At 52.7% G+C, this 17999-nt stretch carries 15 protein-coding genes; 2 read left to right on the top strand and 13 right to left on the bottom strand.

Going from position 1 to position 17999, the window contains the following annotated elements:
• Positions 1 to 108: 108 nt before the first annotated feature.
• A complete protein-coding gene (locus tag PEL01S_RS08570) occupies positions 109 to 2079 on the top strand; it encodes a hypothetical protein (protein ID WP_127460024.1) in 1971 nt (656 codons plus the stop codon).
• A 381-nt stretch (positions 2080 to 2460) separates the two neighbouring features.
• Here the strand turns inward: PEL01S_RS08570 and PEL01S_RS08565 are convergent, their stop codons facing one another.
• The 5 genes from PEL01S_RS08565 to PEL01S_RS08545 all read right to left on the bottom strand — a co-directional run bounded on the left by PEL01S_RS08565 (position 2461) and on the right by PEL01S_RS08545 (position 9163).
• Entirely contained in the window at positions 2461 to 3222 is a 762-nt protein-coding gene (locus PEL01S_RS08565; protein ID WP_127460023.1) for an SDR family NAD(P)-dependent oxidoreductase, read from the bottom strand.
• Between the two features lie 60 nt (positions 3223 to 3282).
• Positions 3283 to 3771: a MarR family winged helix-turn-helix transcriptional regulator gene (locus tag PEL01S_RS08560; RefSeq protein ID WP_255320086.1), complete on the bottom strand. Its 489-nt coding sequence runs from the start codon at positions 3769 to 3771 to the stop codon at positions 3283 to 3285.
• Positions 3772 to 3835: 64 nt separating this feature from the next.
• Positions 3836 to 4855, bottom strand: coding sequence for a glycoside hydrolase family 113 protein (locus PEL01S_RS08555; protein WP_127460022.1), 1020 nt, complete (start codon positions 4853 to 4855; stop codon positions 3836 to 3838).
• 291 nt (positions 4856 to 5146) lie between these two features.
• The gene (locus tag PEL01S_RS08550; RefSeq protein ID WP_127460021.1) at positions 5147 to 8452 is read right to left on the bottom strand and encodes a DEAD/DEAH box helicase; all 3306 of its coding nucleotides are present in this window, start codon (positions 8450 to 8452) and stop codon (positions 5147 to 5149) included.
• Between the two features lie 24 nt (positions 8453 to 8476).
• Entirely contained in the window at positions 8477 to 9163 is a 687-nt protein-coding gene (locus PEL01S_RS08545) for a protein kinase family protein (protein ID WP_127460020.1), read from the bottom strand.
• A gap of 313 nt (positions 9164 to 9476) precedes the next feature.
• On the opposite strand from PEL01S_RS08545, the gene PEL01S_RS08540 reads away from it, so the two are divergent.
• Positions 9477 to 9788 (top strand): hypothetical protein, encoded by a 312-nt coding sequence (locus PEL01S_RS08540; protein WP_010495215.1) that lies wholly within the window; start codon positions 9477 to 9479, stop codon positions 9786 to 9788.
• A 127-nt stretch (positions 9789 to 9915) separates the two neighbouring features.
• On the opposite strand, the gene PEL01S_RS08535 is transcribed toward PEL01S_RS08540, so the two are convergent.
• The 8 genes from PEL01S_RS08535 to PEL01S_RS08500 form a co-directional block, all read right to left on the bottom strand.
• Positions 9916 to 10569: a FusB/FusC family EF-G-binding protein gene (locus PEL01S_RS08535; protein WP_127460019.1), complete on the bottom strand. Its 654-nt coding sequence runs from the start codon at positions 10567 to 10569 to the stop codon at positions 9916 to 9918.
• Between the two features lie 313 nt (positions 10570 to 10882).
• A complete protein-coding gene (locus PEL01S_RS08530) occupies positions 10883 to 11329 on the bottom strand; it encodes a DUF6376 family protein (protein ID WP_127460018.1) in 447 nt (148 codons plus the stop codon).
• A gap of 68 nt (positions 11330 to 11397) precedes the next feature.
• The gene (locus PEL01S_RS08525; RefSeq protein WP_063184629.1) at positions 11398 to 12285 is read right to left on the bottom strand and encodes a type II CAAX endopeptidase family protein; all 888 of its coding nucleotides are present in this window, start codon (positions 12283 to 12285) and stop codon (positions 11398 to 11400) included.
• A gap of 258 nt (positions 12286 to 12543) precedes the next feature.
• On the bottom strand, positions 12544 to 12822 hold the full coding sequence (locus tag PEL01S_RS08520) for an acyl carrier protein (protein WP_127460017.1): 279 nt from the start codon (positions 12820 to 12822) through the stop codon (positions 12544 to 12546).
• Positions 12819 to 13880, bottom strand: a complete 1062-nt coding sequence (locus PEL01S_RS08515; protein ID WP_127460016.1) for an HAD-IIIC family phosphatase — start codon at positions 13878 to 13880, stop codon at positions 12819 to 12821. The genes PEL01S_RS08520 and PEL01S_RS08515 overlap by 4 nt, the downstream gene beginning before the upstream one ends.
• 19 nt (positions 13881 to 13899) lie before the next feature.
• Positions 13900 to 14385, bottom strand: coding sequence for a GNAT family N-acetyltransferase (locus PEL01S_RS08510; RefSeq protein ID WP_239551531.1), 486 nt, complete (start codon positions 14383 to 14385; stop codon positions 13900 to 13902).
• Between the two features lie 17 nt (positions 14386 to 14402).
• Complete coding sequence (locus PEL01S_RS08505; protein ID WP_127460014.1) at positions 14403 to 15566, bottom strand: bis-aminopropyl spermidine synthase family protein; 1164 nt, start codon at positions 15564 to 15566, stop codon at positions 14403 to 14405.
• Between the two features lie 5 nt (positions 15567 to 15571).
• Positions 15572 to 17554 (bottom strand): endonuclease MutS2, encoded by a 1983-nt coding sequence (locus PEL01S_RS08500; protein WP_127460013.1) that lies wholly within the window; start codon positions 17552 to 17554, stop codon positions 15572 to 15574.
• Positions 17555 to 17999: the final 445 nt, after the last annotated feature.

The following is a 17999-nucleotide window of genomic DNA, read 5'->3' as shown; positions in this document are numbered from 1 at the left end:
TTACAATCAATCTGACGCCACTTACCGATAAAACGTATCTTCCGCTTCATGAAGCTGCTAGAATATGGTATTATAGCAAATTGACAGAATGAATAAGGAGACGGTGCTATGCGCAATAAATCAACTCTAGCCTTTCTCTTGGGAATAGGCCTGTCGCTGGCCGCGGCCGTTCACGGGTACGCCTCGGAATATGCGGATACCCCGACGGAGCCTGCCGATGCCGTTCGCATTCCTCGGACATTATCGCTGCTTCAAGATACGCCGTATTATGTCATTCCGAACGCGCTGGTGAACAAAGCCGAGGGTGCCTTCTCCCCGCAAACGGTTGAAGTCATCGAAGCCGAAACGCGATGGGCGGAAATGACGAATTGGTGGAAGATTCGTACGACCTTTGGTGATAGATGGATCAAGACCGAACCCGGGAACATTGACGTGCCCCCTCCCTCCAAGATCACCTTAATGGAAAATACGCCGATCTATGCCAAAGCCGGTACCCAGCTCCAGCCTTCCGCCGTTTTGTCTCCTCAGCAAGTGGAGGTGGCCGGCGCGGAGAAGCAATGGTTTTACAGTTCGAAGCATGACGAAAACGAATTAAAATGGCTAAAGATCCGCACGTCTTGGCTCGGTGACCAATGGATTCGGCTGCCGCTCAAGCAAATCGGCTCCTACTACAGCCATACCAAGAAAAAATATTATGGGACCGCCGAATTTAGTAGCGTTCCCCTGTGGAACCATTCGGTGGATTCTTCAGCCTCCCGCCGGCAGATCCGGGATCAGATATTTACGGAGACGGGAGAATTCCAAACTCCCTTAGGTAGCTTCTACCAAGTGGAGACCCCGGACGGCACAAGCTGGACACGTTATCCCGGCGAGTTTGTTGCGGAAGCAAACGAGACGATCACAAGGTGGCAGTCGGCGCCTCTGTATCCTTCGCCGTCTCCCTATAGCGGTAAGCCCAATGTAGCGGCTCCCCAGTCGTTGACCGTTCTTGAGAAAATCGAAGCAACTTCGGTCCGCAGCTCGGAAGGAACCTGGTATCATGTCCGGGCAAACGAAGGAAAAGGCTGGTTCAATCCAAAATACGCGGATCCGGAAGACGCCAAGCCAGACAACACCGAAATCGCTCTGCAGTCGGATAAAACATGGCTTTACCAATATCCGGACAGCACTCAGCTGCTGAACTACGGGGTTCTCGGCCCGCAAAAGATTCATGCCTTCGCCGCATGGACGGCCCCCAACGGAGTACGGTGGTTTCAAATTCCCACCTTCCTTGGAAACGCATGGATTAACCTAAACCCTACCCGTGACCGGCTTCAGCTTCCGGGACGCGAGCAGGATATGCAAATTTCCGGGGAGATCAGCCATAAGGGGGCTATATACAAGACAGATAACACGCTTACGTTCGGGGATAAGAAAGTAGGATATGAGCGCGATAGCGAGCTGTTTTTCCATTCGGGTGTTGTGGCAAACATGTATCAATACACCGTTTCGGGTCCGGATCAGGAGAACGGGTGGACCTTCGCCTATCCTTCGGGTTACTCCTTCCGAATTAAGACCGGGGAGAAAAAAGCTGTAATTTCGTGGAAAGGCGAACCCCGCCGAAGCGTGATTTTATCGGGGGCTCCGGTCGCTTCCACGGATCAAAAGGCGCCTGATCTGAGGATTGACGAGATGAGAATGCTATTCGGCGCTTCGACCGAAGTTACGCCGAATCATAGTGAGGTGTTGCTGCATTCTGCTGAATATACGCTTGGCACTTTTAACCCGCCTACCGAGGTGAAAGGGAGCGTTCTGCATCTATCCGCCCTTTGCTACGATGCGGGAAGTCCGCAGCAGAACGAAGTCGGCAACCGGTTAAAGATCTATGTGTATGACCGCTCTTCCGATGCGCCATCCGATTCATTCGCCGGCGCGGCCGTTGCGTCGGAAGAACTACTGTTTTCCTTCGATATGTATCGCGCACTTTATGACCTATCTTTAAAGAAGCCGCTGCAGCCTGGAGTCAACCGGCTTACCGCCGTATTTAAGGTCGGCGAGCGCATCATCTTTGAGCAGGACTTCGATGTAACGGCCCGATAAGGAACCATCGTCCATCCAATAAGGGGTAATGCCAGCGTAGCTGACACCCACTCGCAAGCTCATGGTATAAAACTTCAATTATCGTGTTGGGTTGTTTACGTCAATGGTCAAAGACGGAGCTAGGCTGCCGATCAATGTAGGCAGCCTAGTCTCAGTTGGAGATTGAACTATCGTATCCGATAGTTCAATAGAAATGATTGCTTCACTGCGTTCAGTTAAATCCCGAAGATTATGAATGTGAAGATACGCCAGTTGTTGGGCGCTGCCCAGAGCGCACGGCGTCGCTGCTACACACGCAATGTTCTTACCCTGGAACAAAGACAAGCAAGAAAATCGAGCTAGACTGAGTAAAAGAACAGGGACAGCAAAGCTAGTCAAAAACTAGGTTCTTGTCCTCGCCAGATACGGATAAATCGGATCTTTTAATTCGAAGTCATACGTTTTTCCATTCACAATCCCAACAACTTTCTCCCCATCATAAAGATCTAACATAAATCCAGCCATTTCTTTTGCTGTATGAAATTTTGGAACTAATCCTTCATAATTAAACTCATCTAAATCGAAAGCACTTTTAATAAATTCAGTTTCAGTTGAAGCAGGAGCTAAGACTTTTACTTGCATGGCAGCTCCTTTTTCTTTCAATTCTTGTGCAAGACCTTCTGTAAAGGCACTTACATAGAACTTTGTCGCGCAGTACGTCACAGAATTGCCAACAATTTGGTATCCTCCTACGGAAGAAACATTAATGATTTGCGTTCCTTCAACATCTGCATAGTCACGTACATAAAGAGAGGATAGGATGGTTAAAGCTTCAATATGCAAATGAAGCATCGTCATCATTCTATTTAAATTTTGTTCCTCAACGGAAGCAAAATTTCCAAACCCGGCATTGTTGATCCAGGTCTCGATCTGATATTCCTGGAGACTTTCGTAGAATTTATAAACATTAGCAGGTACAGATAAGTCAATAGTTCGAATGATAACATCCAGGTCCGGGTTAATGTAAGCCACTTTTGATTTTAACTTTTCCAATTCCGCAGTTCTGCGAGCTGCTATGATTAAGTTTTTTCCACGAGCCGCAAAAGCAAGAGCCGTTTCATACCCAATTCCTGAACTGGCTCCCGTAATAACCGTATATTTCATGTAAAATCCTCCTATTCCTAGCAAGCCTTTAATGCCTTCACGCTATCAGCCTACGCTTACTCATTTCTCAAAACTCCGGAGATAAAATTCCTGTTGTTTGAGCATATAATCCGAAGCTTTTCTCATCATCTCGGCAAAGAGCAGGCTTTCTTCCTCCCCTAGATGATTAACGAGACCAACAAACATATTGAGGCGGGCCTCATTAATGCGTTGGATATACTTTTTACCTTTATCCGAAAGCCGAATTCTGACAACTCGCCGATCGGCAGGATCGGCATGACGTTCGACAAGTTCCTGTGCTTCCAGACTGTTGATATGCTGCGTTACCGTTGGCGAAGTAACATTAAGTTTTCCGCTTATTTCCGAAACCATCAATCCCGGGCTATCATCCTTGACATTCATGCTGATGAAATAGAGAACCATGATCTCGCCTGGCTTTTGATTGTATATCGAGCGATTCTGCATCATATTTCCGCCAACCTGCGATTGGAAGTACGAATCCATTAACTGCTCTGCTATTTTCTTCTGCTTATCCGACAATCCATTCACTTCCCATATAAGGATTCATTTGGAAAATACATCGTATTGTAGATCAGTTCCAGATGCAATGTCACTATTGTTCTAAGACTTTATATCGCGCTGCGATGGTATAAAATACTTCTTTAGGCTCCCAAGACAGGTCGGGGTAAGTCGTGCCGTGGCTTTCTTTCAGAACCCGCACGATCCCGTAAGACGCTCGATCAAAATCTTGATTGGGGTCTTCATCGTACGGCAAGTTGTGGGAAGCAAAGGTACACCAGAATGCTGTGTCGACTCCAGCTTCTTCGAAAATGTTGACGCTATCGTTGAAATATCGGCTCTGTTCGGACTCGTCACGTTCGTAACTTCCTGTCAGCCGAACGGCACGCGCACCGTCCCACTCGACGATGAACATTCCGCGTGCGTCCAGATCGCATGCGCCCTTGAAGATCGTACATCCGAACTCGGAGATCACCAGAGGCTTGTTTGAGCTGGCCAGCTTCTTGATTGAATCCGCATAGAGATGAGTAACCTCAGCGGAGTTGTAGGCATCGACGGCAATGAAGTCGAAAGGCTCCCAGTTCACAGGTTCGCTAGGCAAGGCCGCGTACGTAATGCGCCCCCCGAATCGGGCTCGCACGACGTCTACAGCACGTGCCAGAAAGTCGTTGAGCAGTGTAGGTAGTTTTGCGAACACAACACGGCTAGCCGTCGGTTCGGACAAAGCCGTAAGGCGTTCCTGCAGTGTCTCGCCGGGCAAGAAGCCGCGGGTAAAGAGCATCAGTTCGGCACCCGTGACTATGACCACCTCCGCCCCCGTAATTCGGAGGCGTTCAGCCCGCGAGGCACAGTCCGCAAGCAAGGCAAGCAGCTCCTCTTGGTCGAGTTCGTTTGTGAACGGCGAAAACCGCACCTCGAGGCCCGCTGCCGCTGCCGCTTGCGCGGCGATCTCCAGGCGATCAGGATCGCCGCCTGTCACGCGTACGGCAGTGCAATGCAGCTCGCGCCGTATAATTTCCATCTCCCTGCACACTCTCGCCGCATCGAAGTTGGGGTGTGTGCTCATTCCTTCGCTTAGAAATCCTGTGTCATAGGTCAATCCACGCATGCGCATAATAGACGAACTCCCTTCGTGTCCAATATAAATAGATTACCAATTAATTTAGTTACCAATTAAATAAGTGATTTAATTATATGCAAAATGAAATTATATAGTCAACTAAAATGTTACTTGGTCCACTGCCTTTAACAACGAGGTCATCCCTAAATTCCCTATTTAATTACATCTACTTTGCCCTTGGTGACAGCTACGCTGGTACTCCCCCAATAAAACAGGACCCTTCGCCTCATCGGCGTCGGGTCCCTTTCATGTGCCTTCCATCTAAGTTCCATCGCAAAAGCCTGCTCAATCCAGCATCAGCAGCTCCCGGACATCCCGCTCCGTCAGAGCGGACAGCCCCTCCTCGCCAGGCTGAATAACTTCGTCGATCAAATGTTTCTTTCGCTGCTGAATCTCGTGCATTTTGTCTTCTACCGAGCCTTGGGTGATGAGACGGATTACTTGGACCACCTTCTTCTGCCCGATCCGGTGGGCGCGGTCCATAGCCTGCTGCTCCACGGCAGGATTCCACCATAGATCGTACAGGATAACAGTGTCCGCTCCAGTCAGATTCAGTCCGGTTCCCCCGGCCTTTAAGGAGATCAGGAACAAGTCCCGCTCGCCTTCGTTAAATCGGCGGCAGCGCTCGACGCGCTCGGCGGGCGGAGTCTTGCCGTCCAAATAAAAATACGGAACGCCCCGATAGCCGAGCTCCCGCCCGATCAGCCCCAGCATCTCGGTAAATTGCGAGAAGACCAGCATCCGCCGCCCGGCGCTCCGGCATTCCTCCACCAGCTCCAGCAGCTGCTCGAATTTCGCCGAGCTTCCGGTATACCCTTCGACGAACAACGCAGGATGACAGCACAGCTGGCGCAGCCGAGTGATGCCCGCTAAAATTTTGATCCGGTTTTGCTGAAACGTATCCGCATCCAGATGCTTCAGCGCTTCCTTTTGCAGCTTGGCCAGATAGGCCACGTACAGCTTCTTCTGCTCCGGCAGCAGCTCCGAGGCTTGCAGCGATTCGATCTTCTCCGGAAGCTCTTTCAGCACATCGCTCTTGACCCGCCGCAGCAGAAACGGGCGGGCGCGCTTCGCCACGGTCTCGCGGGACAGCTCGCCGAAAGCTTTGCGGTCCGGGAACAGCTCGGGGAACACCGCGTCAAAGATAGACCACAGCTCCTCCAGCGAGTTCTCGACCGGCGTTCCCGTCAGCGCGAACCGGTATCCGGCCCGGAGTGCTTTCACCGCTTGCGCCGTCTGCGTCGCATAGTTTTTGAACGCTTGGGCCTCGTCCAAAATGAGCGTATGAAACGCATGCCCGGCATACCGTCCAATATCTCTGCGCAGCAGCGGGTACGAGGTGATGACGACGTCCGCATGGGATAGCTCCTTCAGTACACGGGCGCGTGCCGTGCTGCTGCCGTCGGCAATAACGGCCCGAAGCTCCGGCGCGAACCGGTTCAGCTCGTTCCTCCAATTATACAGGAGAGACGCGGGAGCGACGACCAGTGCAGGCTGCCCCTGATCTCGAATCTCCGTCAGAACGGATACGAGAAAAGCGATGCTCTGCAGCGTCTTGCCCAGCCCCATATCGTCGGCAAGAATGCCGCCGAAGCGGTAGTGGGCCAGCGTTTTCAGCCAGCCATACCCATATTTCTGGTAATCCCGCAGCACAGGGACCAGACGGTCCGGCAGCGGAAAGTCCAGATTGTCCGGATTCCGCATGTTTTCCAGGAGCCGGCGAAGCGACTTGCCCAGGCTAACGGTACGGCCCTGCTCTCGCGCATCGATCAGGTGCAGTCCGCGAACTGCCGACAGACGCAGCTCCGTTCCTTTCACATCCGCTTGGCGGATGCCCATCTCGTTCATGAAACGAACGATCTCCTGAAACTCCTCGCTTTCCAGCGGCAGGAGCGCGCCAGTCGGCAGCCGGTGGTATCTGCGCTTCTCTTCCAGAGATTTCAGCACTTTGCGAATTTCCGCTTCCGGGATTCCGTCGATATCGAATTTAATTTCCAGCCAATCGATCCGCTCGTCCACATCCACCCGGATCTTCGGCGGAACGTGGCCGGTATGAAGCCTTACTTTCACGGCCGAAGTGGCATATACCTCGACCAGCTTTTCCAACTGAGGCAGGACGCGGTACATAAACTCGTATTCCTCATCCTCGCCATCCAAGAAATAGCCGCTTTCGGTCCTGACGAAGGTGCTTTGCTCCAGGAGCTCAAGGATCGCCCGCTCCTTCTCCCCGTCCCGCACCAAGATTCGCCCTTCGCCGCGCTGCGTTTTTCCCTCTTCCAACGGGTTAAGGACGATATCGCCGTAATGAAACTCCAGCCCGGCGAGCAGCCGATCCCTCACCCGGTCCAAATACAGCTTGGCCTTCAGCGATATGCGCATGATCTGCTCGGACACGGCTTGGGCGACATGGACGGTTCCCAGCTTCATCAGACCGGGAATCGCCTTCTCAACGAAAGGCTCGATCTGATCCGCTGAAATCCGAAGCTGGCGCGTGCGGGCCGAATCCAGCATTTGTTTCAGCTCCGAGAGGCGCTGACTGCTGTCGGGCGGCAGCTTCAGCAGCTTCCCCTCGGCAAGCACCAGCCCATACATTTCCATAACGATGATCTCGTCCAGCCCGTAGACGTCCAAGCGATAGCCTTCCCCCGGCGCTTGGTCGAAATCGAAGCGAAGCGGGAGTGGCTCGTCGGAGATACGAACACCCTCGTAGATGCGGCCACCCTGCTCAAGCTGTGCGGAGGGAGCCGCCGCCAATAAGGGAAACAGCGATTCCCACGAGAACGGAGGAATCAGCAGTATCCGCTCGCCGCTCAGCCGGTTGAGCTGAACGGCATACGTACTGGACGTTTCGCGGTACAGCTTCTCGTTGCGGCAGATTTGGACGAGCTGGCGCAAGATGGCGTCGTCCTCGATTTTAAAGCTGTGAAGCTCCGGGTCGTAGGTGAAATGCTTGGTAAATACGTAGACTTGTCTCCGTTCCACCCGCTCCAGAAACTCTCTTATGTTCTGTACGATGTACAGCCGTTTGGGCCCTGCCTTAAGCTCGATTCCGAACATGTACTTCCGGTAACCGTAAGCAAAGGGCGTGCAAGTAAACTCCACCTCAAGCTGCGTTCTTGTATCAAAGCGCGGCCGGGAACCGGTCGGAATCATCGGCTTGCCTACGAATAGTCCTAGCACGCTGTTCGTGAGCCGAAGATCTCCCGCCGGAATCGCAGAAACGCTTGCTGCCGTTCCACCTGACAGAGGCGTCGCAGATAATCCGTCCTCCGGCCGAAGCCGCCCGACAGGCAAGCTGCCGGCCAGCTCCATATCATGAATATACAGCAGCACCGCAGCGACATGCTTACAATATTTGTCGTAGGAGCCCAAGGTGGGGCACGTGCACGCCGCTTTGACCTCCGATTCATGCCCGATTTCGACAGTCACTCGACAGCTGTCGGCGCCGCCGACCGTCGCTTCGTAGCTCGCAGCTATGGGATCGCAATGCGTGAAGGCCACTTTTCCGGCACGGCAGTAGGCTTCTCCCTTTTTGTAGGAGAGCTCGCCGCACAACGATTTAATGACCCGTGGTGTCAACGGTGCGTTCATCGCCTGAAACCTTCCTTACTTCATCTATTTCAAAAACTTGGAAAACAACTGACTGACTCGCTGGGCAAAATCGTCAAGGCTCAGATTTGCCTGATCCAGTCTGGCATAGCCGTTCTTGATCGCATCCAGCACCCAGGCGGGAATTTTGATCCCCTCGATGCCGGGATAAACGACGCGGTACGCCCAGACCAGATGCTCCCACCGGTGGTCGTCTCCCTCCAGCGCATATTCGGATACGTCCAATACTTTGCCCCGGCCCGATTGCAGGATGACATTTTTCAAATGAATGTCACGCGGATTCAAGCCGCGGCTGCGCACCAGCGCACGGGCCTCTTCGACGTCGAGGATCGCCTGCTCCGGTACGGGAATGCCCTCCAACAGGCAATCGAGCAGCGTAACTCCGGATTCGTGGCTCATGACCAGATAGCGTTCCCCGCACCCGTAATATACTGGAAAATAAGGAATCCCTTTCAGCCGTTCGTACACTTGCTTTTCCATATCCCGTTTTCCGAGCGCAAGCGCATGATCCGAGTAGATTTTAAACGCATAGCCCGGCGTCCGATCATAGGTGAACACCGCCGCATCCGTTCCGGTGCCGATGCAGCGAAGTCCTTCCGAATCGCCGGATACGATGACAGGCTCATTCCGTTCACTGCCGGTTACCGTGATGCTGCGCAGCGCCTTATCCGCCAAAGTCCAATCCACGTTCATCCTGGAGCCCCCTTATAAAGTCTACTGGCAGCCCGCGCCGTAGAAATGCCCCGCGGCACGTTAACTCTCGTAGATCATTACGTGAAACAAGCATCGAGGGTGCAAAATGGGTCGAGATCGTTAGAGCGATTATACCACAGAACAACCGTTCGCCAAAAGACGAATACGATATCTGACCGTACCGTTCCGAAATTGGGCTGAAAAAAACGCGTTTCTTCTGCTTCAAACATAATCCATACGGGTAACTATTGGTTAGCTGGTTCCGATACCAGAACATGGGAACACAACCGCAAAGAAAAGGAGTGTTTTACGTATGAAGAGCATGCTGAAAACAAAAGTAGCGGTACTCGCCTTGTGCTCGGCTTTCCTATTACCGGTGGCAGCTTTCGCCCAGACGCCGGACGAACCGGCAGCGACCCCTCCGACGACGACCATCACTTTTCCTAACTTGAACCTGACGACTACTGTAAAGATAACGAATGTAGACGGGGTATTGGTTCCGGGGGATTATGTGATCACAGGCGATTCGCGAGTCGCTTATATTCCCGAAGGTGTCGGGCTCGTCGTAGTCCATAAAGAAACCGCTCTGCCGAATGGGGCGTTTTATTTGAACGATAAGAAATAATGATATTGAAGCGGGCGTAAATACAAAAAAGTGTTTGCGCCCTTTATTTTTTTCGAGGATTTGTTAGGCCTTAGAGAACGAAAAAACCATTGAATCCGGAAAACCCGCAGATCCAATGGTTTCTTGTCTAGCCTATAACCGTGTTAATAAAATTCTCCAAAGAAGAAGTATCCGTAATGTTCTTATTGCAATCTTGACCATTCGTGCACAAGTAATTGCCAACCGCTTTATAATAATCAGCTGAAGCTTTCGCCGGCCTTTTTTGGGATATCGCCGAGAATAAAGCAAGGTCTTCATACCGATTGCATATGAAGCAAAAGCTTCGCTTGTTGGTAGGAGTATATCTGCCTTCTACCCCGACAAATTGTCCGTTTAAATGATATACGATAAACAATTTATTCGTCGAGATATCGACCCAACTGAGATAGGTCACGTAACGATAGTCTATCTCGGATAAATTAGGAATCTTTAGCTTCTTATTCTTGGGAAACAGCTTCTGGATCTGCTTTTCCGTAATATGCGGAAATTCCACGATATACGGCTCTAGCGTTCTCAGATACTTATGGAAATCTTCTGACGTTTCCAATGTGACAACGTTTTCCAGCATCTGTTTCTGAAGGCTGGAAGCGTCGGGAAACAGCTCTGCGATTTTGGCTGCCGTCCCCTGCCTGACCGATTCCAATACCTTTCGATCGGCAATCGTTCTGAGAGCGTGCTGCAGGTTCCCTGCCTGCTTCTTGATATCGTTATACTGATGGTTTCTAATAAATGGTCCACACATGGAGGTCAGCCCCTTATTTTATAAGATTGAAAATAAGGTGCAAAGCCATATTATTAGAAACGATAGCTGCTCATTCGGGCGATTTTGTGTTGCTATTTTTCACGCCCATGCAAAGTATCGCCCTAAAAAATAAGGCTTTGCATGAGACTGGCCAATCCGGCAATCGCGAATTGCCATCCGTACCAACTCCCCCGTTCTTACTTACGATTAGTATAAACAAAACGAATGTCTGTAGCAAGAACAAGACCTCATTCATTCCCTTCCATAACAAAAAGGATGCTTTCACCTCATGTGAACGACATCCTTTTTGGCATTATGGAGTTAGGCTCTTAACTTTATCCGAGATTTGAGTGACCTCGTTCAGCGTGTCGATGAACCGGGAATTTTCGATTGCCTTCCAGTCGATGGCGCCGTCATTGATCTTCGCCAGGTAACCGTTAATCTCCTTCGTCAACGTCTCGTTATAGCCGACGAGCTGCTCATGAACATTTTTGGCAAAATCGGGGGCTTGAAGCGCGTTAAATTTGGCGATCCGTTCCTTCATACCGGTCAATTCGTTCTTCAATGTCGTTCTGGCTTCGGGATCGGTAACCGCCTGCCCGGCAAGCGTCGGCAATTGCTCCGCAAACCGCGAAGTATCATCGATGAAGTTGGTGGCTTCTTCCACATAATTTAACGAATGATTTACTTTGTCGACGAGCCCGCAGCCTGACAACAGACCAACTGCGAGCACAAGCAGAAGCACAATTTTCAATTTCATCCTCCGGACCTCCGACTTTTTTTACAAGGTAATACTGCCGCAAGCCGGCTCCGGTTTCAAAAAAATACCTATAAGGACAGCGGCTCCTGAACCGGCTGTTCGCCTTTTCCGGGAAGAGTTCGAATGATCGCCCATGGCTTTCTCGAAACAATGAACGCCACCGCCAGCAAAGCAAGCGCAACGAAAACGCCAGACTCTCCCGTCCACAGCAAGGCCGAATCCCCTTTGGTAAACAGGTCAAAGACGTTCTGGGTGATGGCATTCCATGAGGCATGCAGCAAGACGACCGGCCAGATGCTTCCCGATGTCAAACGGAGGTACGCCATCACATACCCGAAGGACGTGACCGTGATCATAAACAGCACGATGGACAAAAGAAGAAACGGACCGGCGTAGTACACTCCAGCTACCATGAGCGGCAGATGCCACACGCTCCATACCAGTCCGCTGACGAGAACAGGCCGGGGAACCCGGGCATCGATCAGGCGTGTGAGCATGTAGCCGCGCCACCCCACTTCCTCGCCAAAGGATCCAACCAAGCCTTGAACCGTTCCAAGAGTTACATTTGCGAGCAGGAAGAATACGAATAGAACGAGGGGTGAAGCGGTTAAATAAGTAGCAGGCGCGGTAAATTGCGCGAGTCCGAACATCCATGCGATGCCATAGGCCGCCAGATCGACCGCTATCGGCAGGAGAAGCACGATCGGTATGAATTTAAGAGTGCGTCTTCCTCCCAGACGGAGCGAGATGTCGGCAAAACCCTCGCGCAGCAGCAAACGCGAGAATAAAGACGCCAAGGCGGGCGTCCACATCAGAAAAAGTACCCCTTTCTCGTCATGAAGAGTCAGCCAATACCCCAGACATGAAAGAGGAACGAGGAAAGCAAAAAAGACCGTAAGCCCCCGTCGGGCAGACTGCACGCGCTGATGCGCCGTCTCGTGGTTTGAGGTAGTCATTATCGAACACTCCTTTTGTTGCGGCTCCCGCCAGAAACCGCAAATCAATAATTACATTTATGTAAATTTCAACCTTATTATAACAGCGTCCTTTGTCTAAACAACGATCGGAAGTCCAACCACGACCCCGCCAAAAGAACGAACAAAAACCAGCCTCAAGACCGTTGAAAATCGGAAACATGTGCAGTCGCGCAAAAAGAGCCGGCCATCCGTATAGGACGTCAGCTCTTTGATGTTTCAATTTTTCAATCCGGAGTTTCAATTTTCCAGTCCGGAATAAGCCCCGCGAGGCAAGCTCCCGCTCTCCTCGATAAATGAGACGATACGGTCTACGCTCGACAACGATTCGATCGTAAGGTCCTCCTCATCGAATGCAACTTGAAACTCCTGCTCCAGCCAGGCGATCAACCGGACCACCGTAACGGAATCCAAAACGCCCTGAGGGCCCAGCAGCTGCGCAGACGGTTCCACGTCCGGCTTGCCGAGCAATTGCGCGACGATGGCCGTGACCTTCCGTTTAATTTCTTCACGATTCATCCTAAGGTCCTCCCTTCCTTTGCTTGCTTAAAATGCCCCGTTTTCACGGTAATCCAATCCGGTGCACCATACGAGAACGGTAACGGCAGCGCATAGATTGAATCATGCTCCCGCTTCTCCTTCCGGGTGAACCCCAGCAGTTGCAAAAGCATCAGCGCCGGACGGTTGCGGCCTGTAGCCCGGTAGCTGCATACCGCTTCAAGCATCGCCGGATGCTCCTGCTGCGCCAGCTTCAGCACCGTCCCGAGAAACGCGGTTCCAATGCCGCGCCCTTCGATGCGGCAAGAGATGCAGAACAACCGGATGTTCAGCCGTTCCATCTCATAGTCCAACATGGCCGCCCCGACAATGCCGTGATCGCCGAACCGGTCCCGCAGCTCCGCGACATAAAGTCCTTTCGCCGTCGATTCCAGATAAGAGCGGACGACGTCCTCCGACATCCGCTCCGTGAAATTATTGAATTGATTCGTTCTCGCAGCCAGCTCGAAGGCCCGGTCAAGCTCCTCCTCTCGTGCAGCGCGGACCTCCAGCTCCATGAGGCAGGAGCGCAAAAAGTCTTCCCGCGTTCCGGCGAAGTGCTGCTCCGCCGTTGTCCGCTTCTGCCGGGAAAGCATCATCTCGCGGCGTTTCCCAGCCTCCCTCGTTAGCTTCCCGACTTGGAACTCGGGGTATCCGGCAAGCTCCAGCGCCTCATGCGCATCGTAGATAGTCAGTTCCGGCAGATACGCCCCCGCCTCATAGCGTTCGAACGGATTATCATCGATGAACGCTACCGCATCGAGCCCGATATTCAGCTCGCTTGCGATCCGCCGAATGCCTTCCGCCTTTGTCCCCCACCCGATCTGGGAGTACAGAAAATAACGGCTGATACCTAGTTCCTCCAATTTCGCCATCGCCAGATCATGGTTGTTCCGGCTCGCTATGCTCTGCAAAATGCCGCGCCCGTCCAACTGCTCTAGCACGTCGCGAATGCCGGGACGCAGCGACACCTCTTCATCGTCGGCCAGCGTTCCATGCCATAACGTCTCATCCAAATCCCAAATCAGACATTTGATCATGCTACCTATCCTCCGCAGCCTAAGCTTCCTGATCCTGCACCTTGTACTCCATCGTCAGATGGGTCGGCGCGAAGCCGTAATTTTTATACAGCGCGCGCATGGGCAGGTTGCTGACGTGTACGTGTCCGACGATGCGCCGGGCTTTCCGCCTGCCGGCAAAATCCATCCCCGCCTCGAACAAAGCCGTTACCGCCTCCGTACCGCGGCACGATTCTGCGGCGTAAAAGCTTTTGAACTGGATGTAGTTTTCTTTCGTCACGAAATTTTCTTTGAGCGTCATCCATAGCCAGCCGGCTACCCGGCCTTCCAGCTCAAGAACGAGCATGCCTTCCTGTTCGCGAGGTATCGCTTTTTCCAGCTTGCGCCGGTGGAATTCCAGATCGGTTACCGCCTCGCTGCCAAACGAAATGACGGAAATTTCCTTCTCAAATTCGGCTACTTGAGCCACATCCTCCTGCTTGATCGGCCGGATATTCATCTTGTTTTCTTCTCCTTTTTGAGCCATGATTCGCCGCCGCATGCTTATACGCTCTTCTTTTCGATCAATTGAAACGTATCGTTCTTGCAGCGGGGACACCCTTGATTTTTGAGCTGCTCGATTGTGGGCACGTCGCCTTGGAAGCCGACGTAGACCGCTTCCCCGCACTGCTGGCAGCGGTAGGTACGCAGTGTCCGCTTGACTTCGCCCGTGTACAGCGCATCTTCGAAAGCGCCGGCATATTCGGAACGTGTCTGCTCCGTCGTCTTCAGCACGATCATTTGGCTCCGGTTCGCGATCATTTCCGCGCCTTCGTATTCGTTAAAGCGCGGGAACGTGGCGCTGACCATGAGCCCCATCCGCACGAACTCCCGCTGCATCGCCAGCATGAACTCCGGCGACTTATGGGCAAATGATAAGAAGATCGGGGCTCCTTTCCTCTTCTTCAAGCCGCTGATGCCACGGGAAAGAAACAGCATCATGCCCTGCAGCGTATAGGGCGGATCGGTGAAGAAGCAGTCGTATTGTCCCTGCCATTCCTCGGCCAGAGGGTGCCGCAAATCCCAGCGCCTGCATTGGATAGGCAGCCTCTCCCTGGCTGCAGTCTCTCCGATATAGCTCAGGAACCGCTCGTCGATATCGATAACGTCGATGCTCGTCTTCGAATGTCCCTCCGGGAAGAGCTTCCTGAGCAAAAAGCCGAGTGACACGCTGACCAGATCGTCGTCGCCGATGCATAGCACGCGCTTTCCGATCAGCGCCTGCTGCTTCAAGCACAGGACGGCGCGGCGCAGACTCGTCTCCGCGGTGCATTTCGATTGATCGATCCGGACGTCCACCTGCGGCCGCAAGCGGAAAATTTCCTGAAGCTCGCTCAGCACGTCTGCCAGCTCCGCCTTCCAATCCACATCGCCTGCCGTCAGCTTCAGGTACAGGCTCCTGTTCAATCCGCCGTATCCCAGCTCTTGCTCAATCCATGCCGTTCCCGCGCTGCTGCAGCGCGTCCCGTTCTCTTGCGTCAGCGCGCCTGCTTTGACGAGCTCCTTCTTGATGGCCGCAGCTACGGGAACAGGCAGCAGCGTCTTGCGCGCCAGCTCCTTGGTCGAGATGCCCGGGCTGAAATAACACTCCAGCAAAAGCTGCTCGATGACGGCAGAACCTTCTTCCAAACGGACATTCGCGCTGATTTCATCTACATAATTTTTCATTTCGATCACTCCTCTGATTTCATCTCGATGGTAACGCCCGGTGCGTGCTTGCGCCCCATCAGCTTGCGTTTTTTGCGGTTTTCTTTCGTCTCGAACACGATGTCCAGATCGTAATTGTCCGGGTACAGCTCCTCGCTCTCGATGTGCAGCTTCAGCCGCTTCTGGTTGATTTTGAACTTCTGATTCTGGATCATTACCCCGACGTTGCCCCGGGCATCCTCGGTTTCAAACACAATGCCAGTACGGCCCAAATAAGCGATGTACACGCAATCACCAAGCTGGAAGATTCTGGGACCCACAGAGACCAGCTCACCAGCATCCTCCGGCTCCTTCTTCTTTTCCGATGAAGACAGAGACGCAGGCACCCGAGTCGTTTCTTCCTGCGGATCGTCCGTGTCCGCCGCGGGGGCTTCGTCCGGCTCAGGCCCGGGGGCCTGTGTCCCCTGCGGCAAGCTGTCCGGCAAGCCGCGTGCGGTAATTTCGCGGGACCGCTCAATAAGGCCGGCTGGCAAGCCCAGCTTCAACGCGATCAAGAAAGCGTAGCTCTGGCCCGCTTCCCCGATCCGCAGCCGGTACAGCGGCTGCAGCGTGTCCGTATCGAACTCCATGCGGGCATTCTCGAACCCCGGCGTCGCGTCAGCGAAGTTTTTAATCTCCGTAAAATGGGTCGTCGCCACCACCGTCGACCCTCTTCGGTGCAGCTCCTCCAGAATGGCCACCGACAAGCCGACGCCTTCTCCCGGATCGGTCCCGGAAGCCATCTCGTCGATCAAGATGAGCGTCGAACGGTCGGCAAACTGCAGCATTTCGTTGACGTTCCGAATATGCGCGGAGAAGGTGCTAAGCGCATGCTCGATGCTTTGTCCGTCCCCGATATCGACGGCGAGATGGTTGAATACGGAAAGCAAGCTTCCTTCCCGTACCGGAACCAATACGCCCGACTGCGCCATGACAGTCAGCAGACCAACTGTTTTCAGCGTTAGAGTCTTGCCTCCGGTATTCGGTCCCGTAATAATCAGCGACTTATACCGCCGTCCGATGACGAAGTTCAAGGGAACCATGGGCCGGCTCAGCAGCGGATGCTTCGCTTCGCGCAGGTCGATGATCCCTTGGTCGTTCAGCTCCACATTGGAGCCTCCGATGGCCAGAGCATATTTGGCCTTAGCAAATATGAAATCGTAGGTGCCCACCGTTTCAATGTTCGTCAGAAGCTGTTGCTCGGAGCTTTCCGCCAGTGCGGTCAAATCGCTCAGTACTTTCAGCTCTTCCCGTGCTTCCTCCGCTTTCAACCCTGTAAGCTCGAACTGAATCGTCATGACCTCGGCCGGCTCGATATAGACCGTTTGGCCACTCGCCGACTCGTCGAGCACTGTTCCCTTCACCAGCTTGCGGTGCTCTTTCTTAACTGGCAGCACATACCGTCCGTTGCGCGCGCTAAGGACATGTTCCTGCAAAATGGAGCGGTGGCGGCTCATCAAAGAGTCCAGCTTGGACTTCAGACGTTCCTCGAATACGGCCAGCCGCTTGCGGACCTTCATAAGTTCTTTGCTGGCGGAGTCAGCGACTTGCCCGTGACGGATGCACCGTTCGATCTCCGATTTCAGCGCATCCATTGTGTACATGGAAGCCGCATAAGAGCTAATGTGAGGGGCTGCCCCGCTTTTCGCGGCCATATACCTCATGAGCTGCGCGCAACTGGTCAGAAATTGGTGCATGTGCATGAAGTCCTTTTCACTGAACACGTAGCCCGTTCCCAGCAGCTCCAAAATATTTTCCATCCCTTCCAGCGAAGGAATCGGAACGCTGGCGCCATACTGGAGCAAGGACTTCGCTTCCGCCGTTTCATCCAGCTTCGCCCGCACGACGGACATCTTCGTTAGAGGAAGCAGCTCGGCGATCTGCCGCTTGCCCAGATACGATACGGCATATTCCTCTAGAGCTTCTTTGATTTTGCCGTATTCCAAACGTTGCAATGCTTTTTCATTCATGGGTGATCTCTCCTTGTAAGAAAATAAAAAAAGGACAGAGAATGAACGTACGTCATTCTCTGCCCTTTTGTGACCATGCCTAAATAAAAGCGCCCGATAAAACAGAAAATCCGCGCTGAACTCAGCACGGATGATAGGCGCAATGAATAGGCATGTACCTAAGGCATTGTATGATATCCGTTGTTCTTAACTAATTCCAAGGTGACCGTAAACCCATGACAAATAAACCTTGCTTAACAGCAAAATTCGCCAATGAATTTCCAGAAACCTCGTTATGGAATTGATTAGTTAAGAACGACCACCGACATCAAAATCTCTCCTTTAGGTAACAATTAGCTTTACTCTACCCTACTTCCCCGGGTAATGTCAAGTGCTGTAAAATCTACAGCCGCAATCGTAGGTTCTTGCTCTTTCAAAAAATGCGTTGACACTCCCCTTGCAGGAG

Source organism: Paenibacillus elgii NBRC 100335 (assembly GCF_004000865.1).
In the GTDB taxonomy this organism is placed as follows: domain Bacteria; phylum Bacillota; class Bacilli; order Paenibacillales; family NBRC-103111; genus Paenibacillus_G; species Paenibacillus_G elgii.
This window is presented reverse-complemented; position numbering and strand designations above follow the sequence as displayed.

Coding starts and splice junctions, on each gene's coding strand:
- PEL01S_RS08570 (WP_127460024.1), top strand. CDS start 109: ATGCGCAATAAATCAACTCTAGCCTTTCTCTTGGGAATAGGCCTGTCG.
- PEL01S_RS08565 (WP_127460023.1), bottom strand. CDS start 3,222: ATGAAATATACGGTTATTACGGGAGCCAGTTCAGGAATTGGGTATGAA.
- PEL01S_RS08555 (WP_127460022.1), bottom strand. CDS start 4,855: ATGCGCATGCGTGGATTGACCTATGACACAGGATTTCTAAGCGAAGGA.
- PEL01S_RS08550 (WP_127460021.1), bottom strand. CDS start 8,452: ATGAACGCACCGTTGACACCACGGGTCATTAAATCGTTGTGCGGCGAG.
- PEL01S_RS08545 (WP_127460020.1), bottom strand. CDS start 9,163: ATGAACGTGGATTGGACTTTGGCGGATAAGGCGCTGCGCAGCATCACG.
- PEL01S_RS08540 (WP_010495215.1), top strand. CDS start 9,477: ATGAAGAGCATGCTGAAAACAAAAGTAGCGGTACTCGCCTTGTGCTCG.
- PEL01S_RS08535 (WP_127460019.1), bottom strand. CDS start 10,569: ATGTGTGGACCATTTATTAGAAACCATCAGTATAACGATATCAAGAAG.
- PEL01S_RS08530 (WP_127460018.1), bottom strand. CDS start 11,329: ATGAAATTGAAAATTGTGCTTCTGCTTGTGCTCGCAGTTGGTCTGTTG.
- PEL01S_RS08525 (WP_063184629.1), bottom strand. CDS start 12,285: ATGACTACCTCAAACCACGAGACGGCGCATCAGCGCGTGCAGTCTGCC.
- PEL01S_RS08520 (WP_127460017.1), bottom strand. CDS start 12,822: ATGAATCGTGAAGAAATTAAACGGAAGGTCACGGCCATCGTCGCGCAA.
- PEL01S_RS08515 (WP_127460016.1), bottom strand. CDS start 13,880: ATGATCAAATGTCTGATTTGGGATTTGGATGAGACGTTATGGCATGGA.
- PEL01S_RS08510 (WP_239551531.1), bottom strand. CDS start 14,385: ATGGCTCAAAAAGGAGAAGAAAACAAGATGAATATCCGGCCGATCAAG.
- PEL01S_RS08505 (WP_127460014.1), bottom strand. CDS start 15,566: ATGAAAAATTATGTAGATGAAATCAGCGCGAATGTCCGTTTGGAAGAA.
- PEL01S_RS08500 (WP_127460013.1), bottom strand. CDS start 17,554: ATGAATGAAAAAGCATTGCAACGTTTGGAATACGGCAAAATCAAAGAA.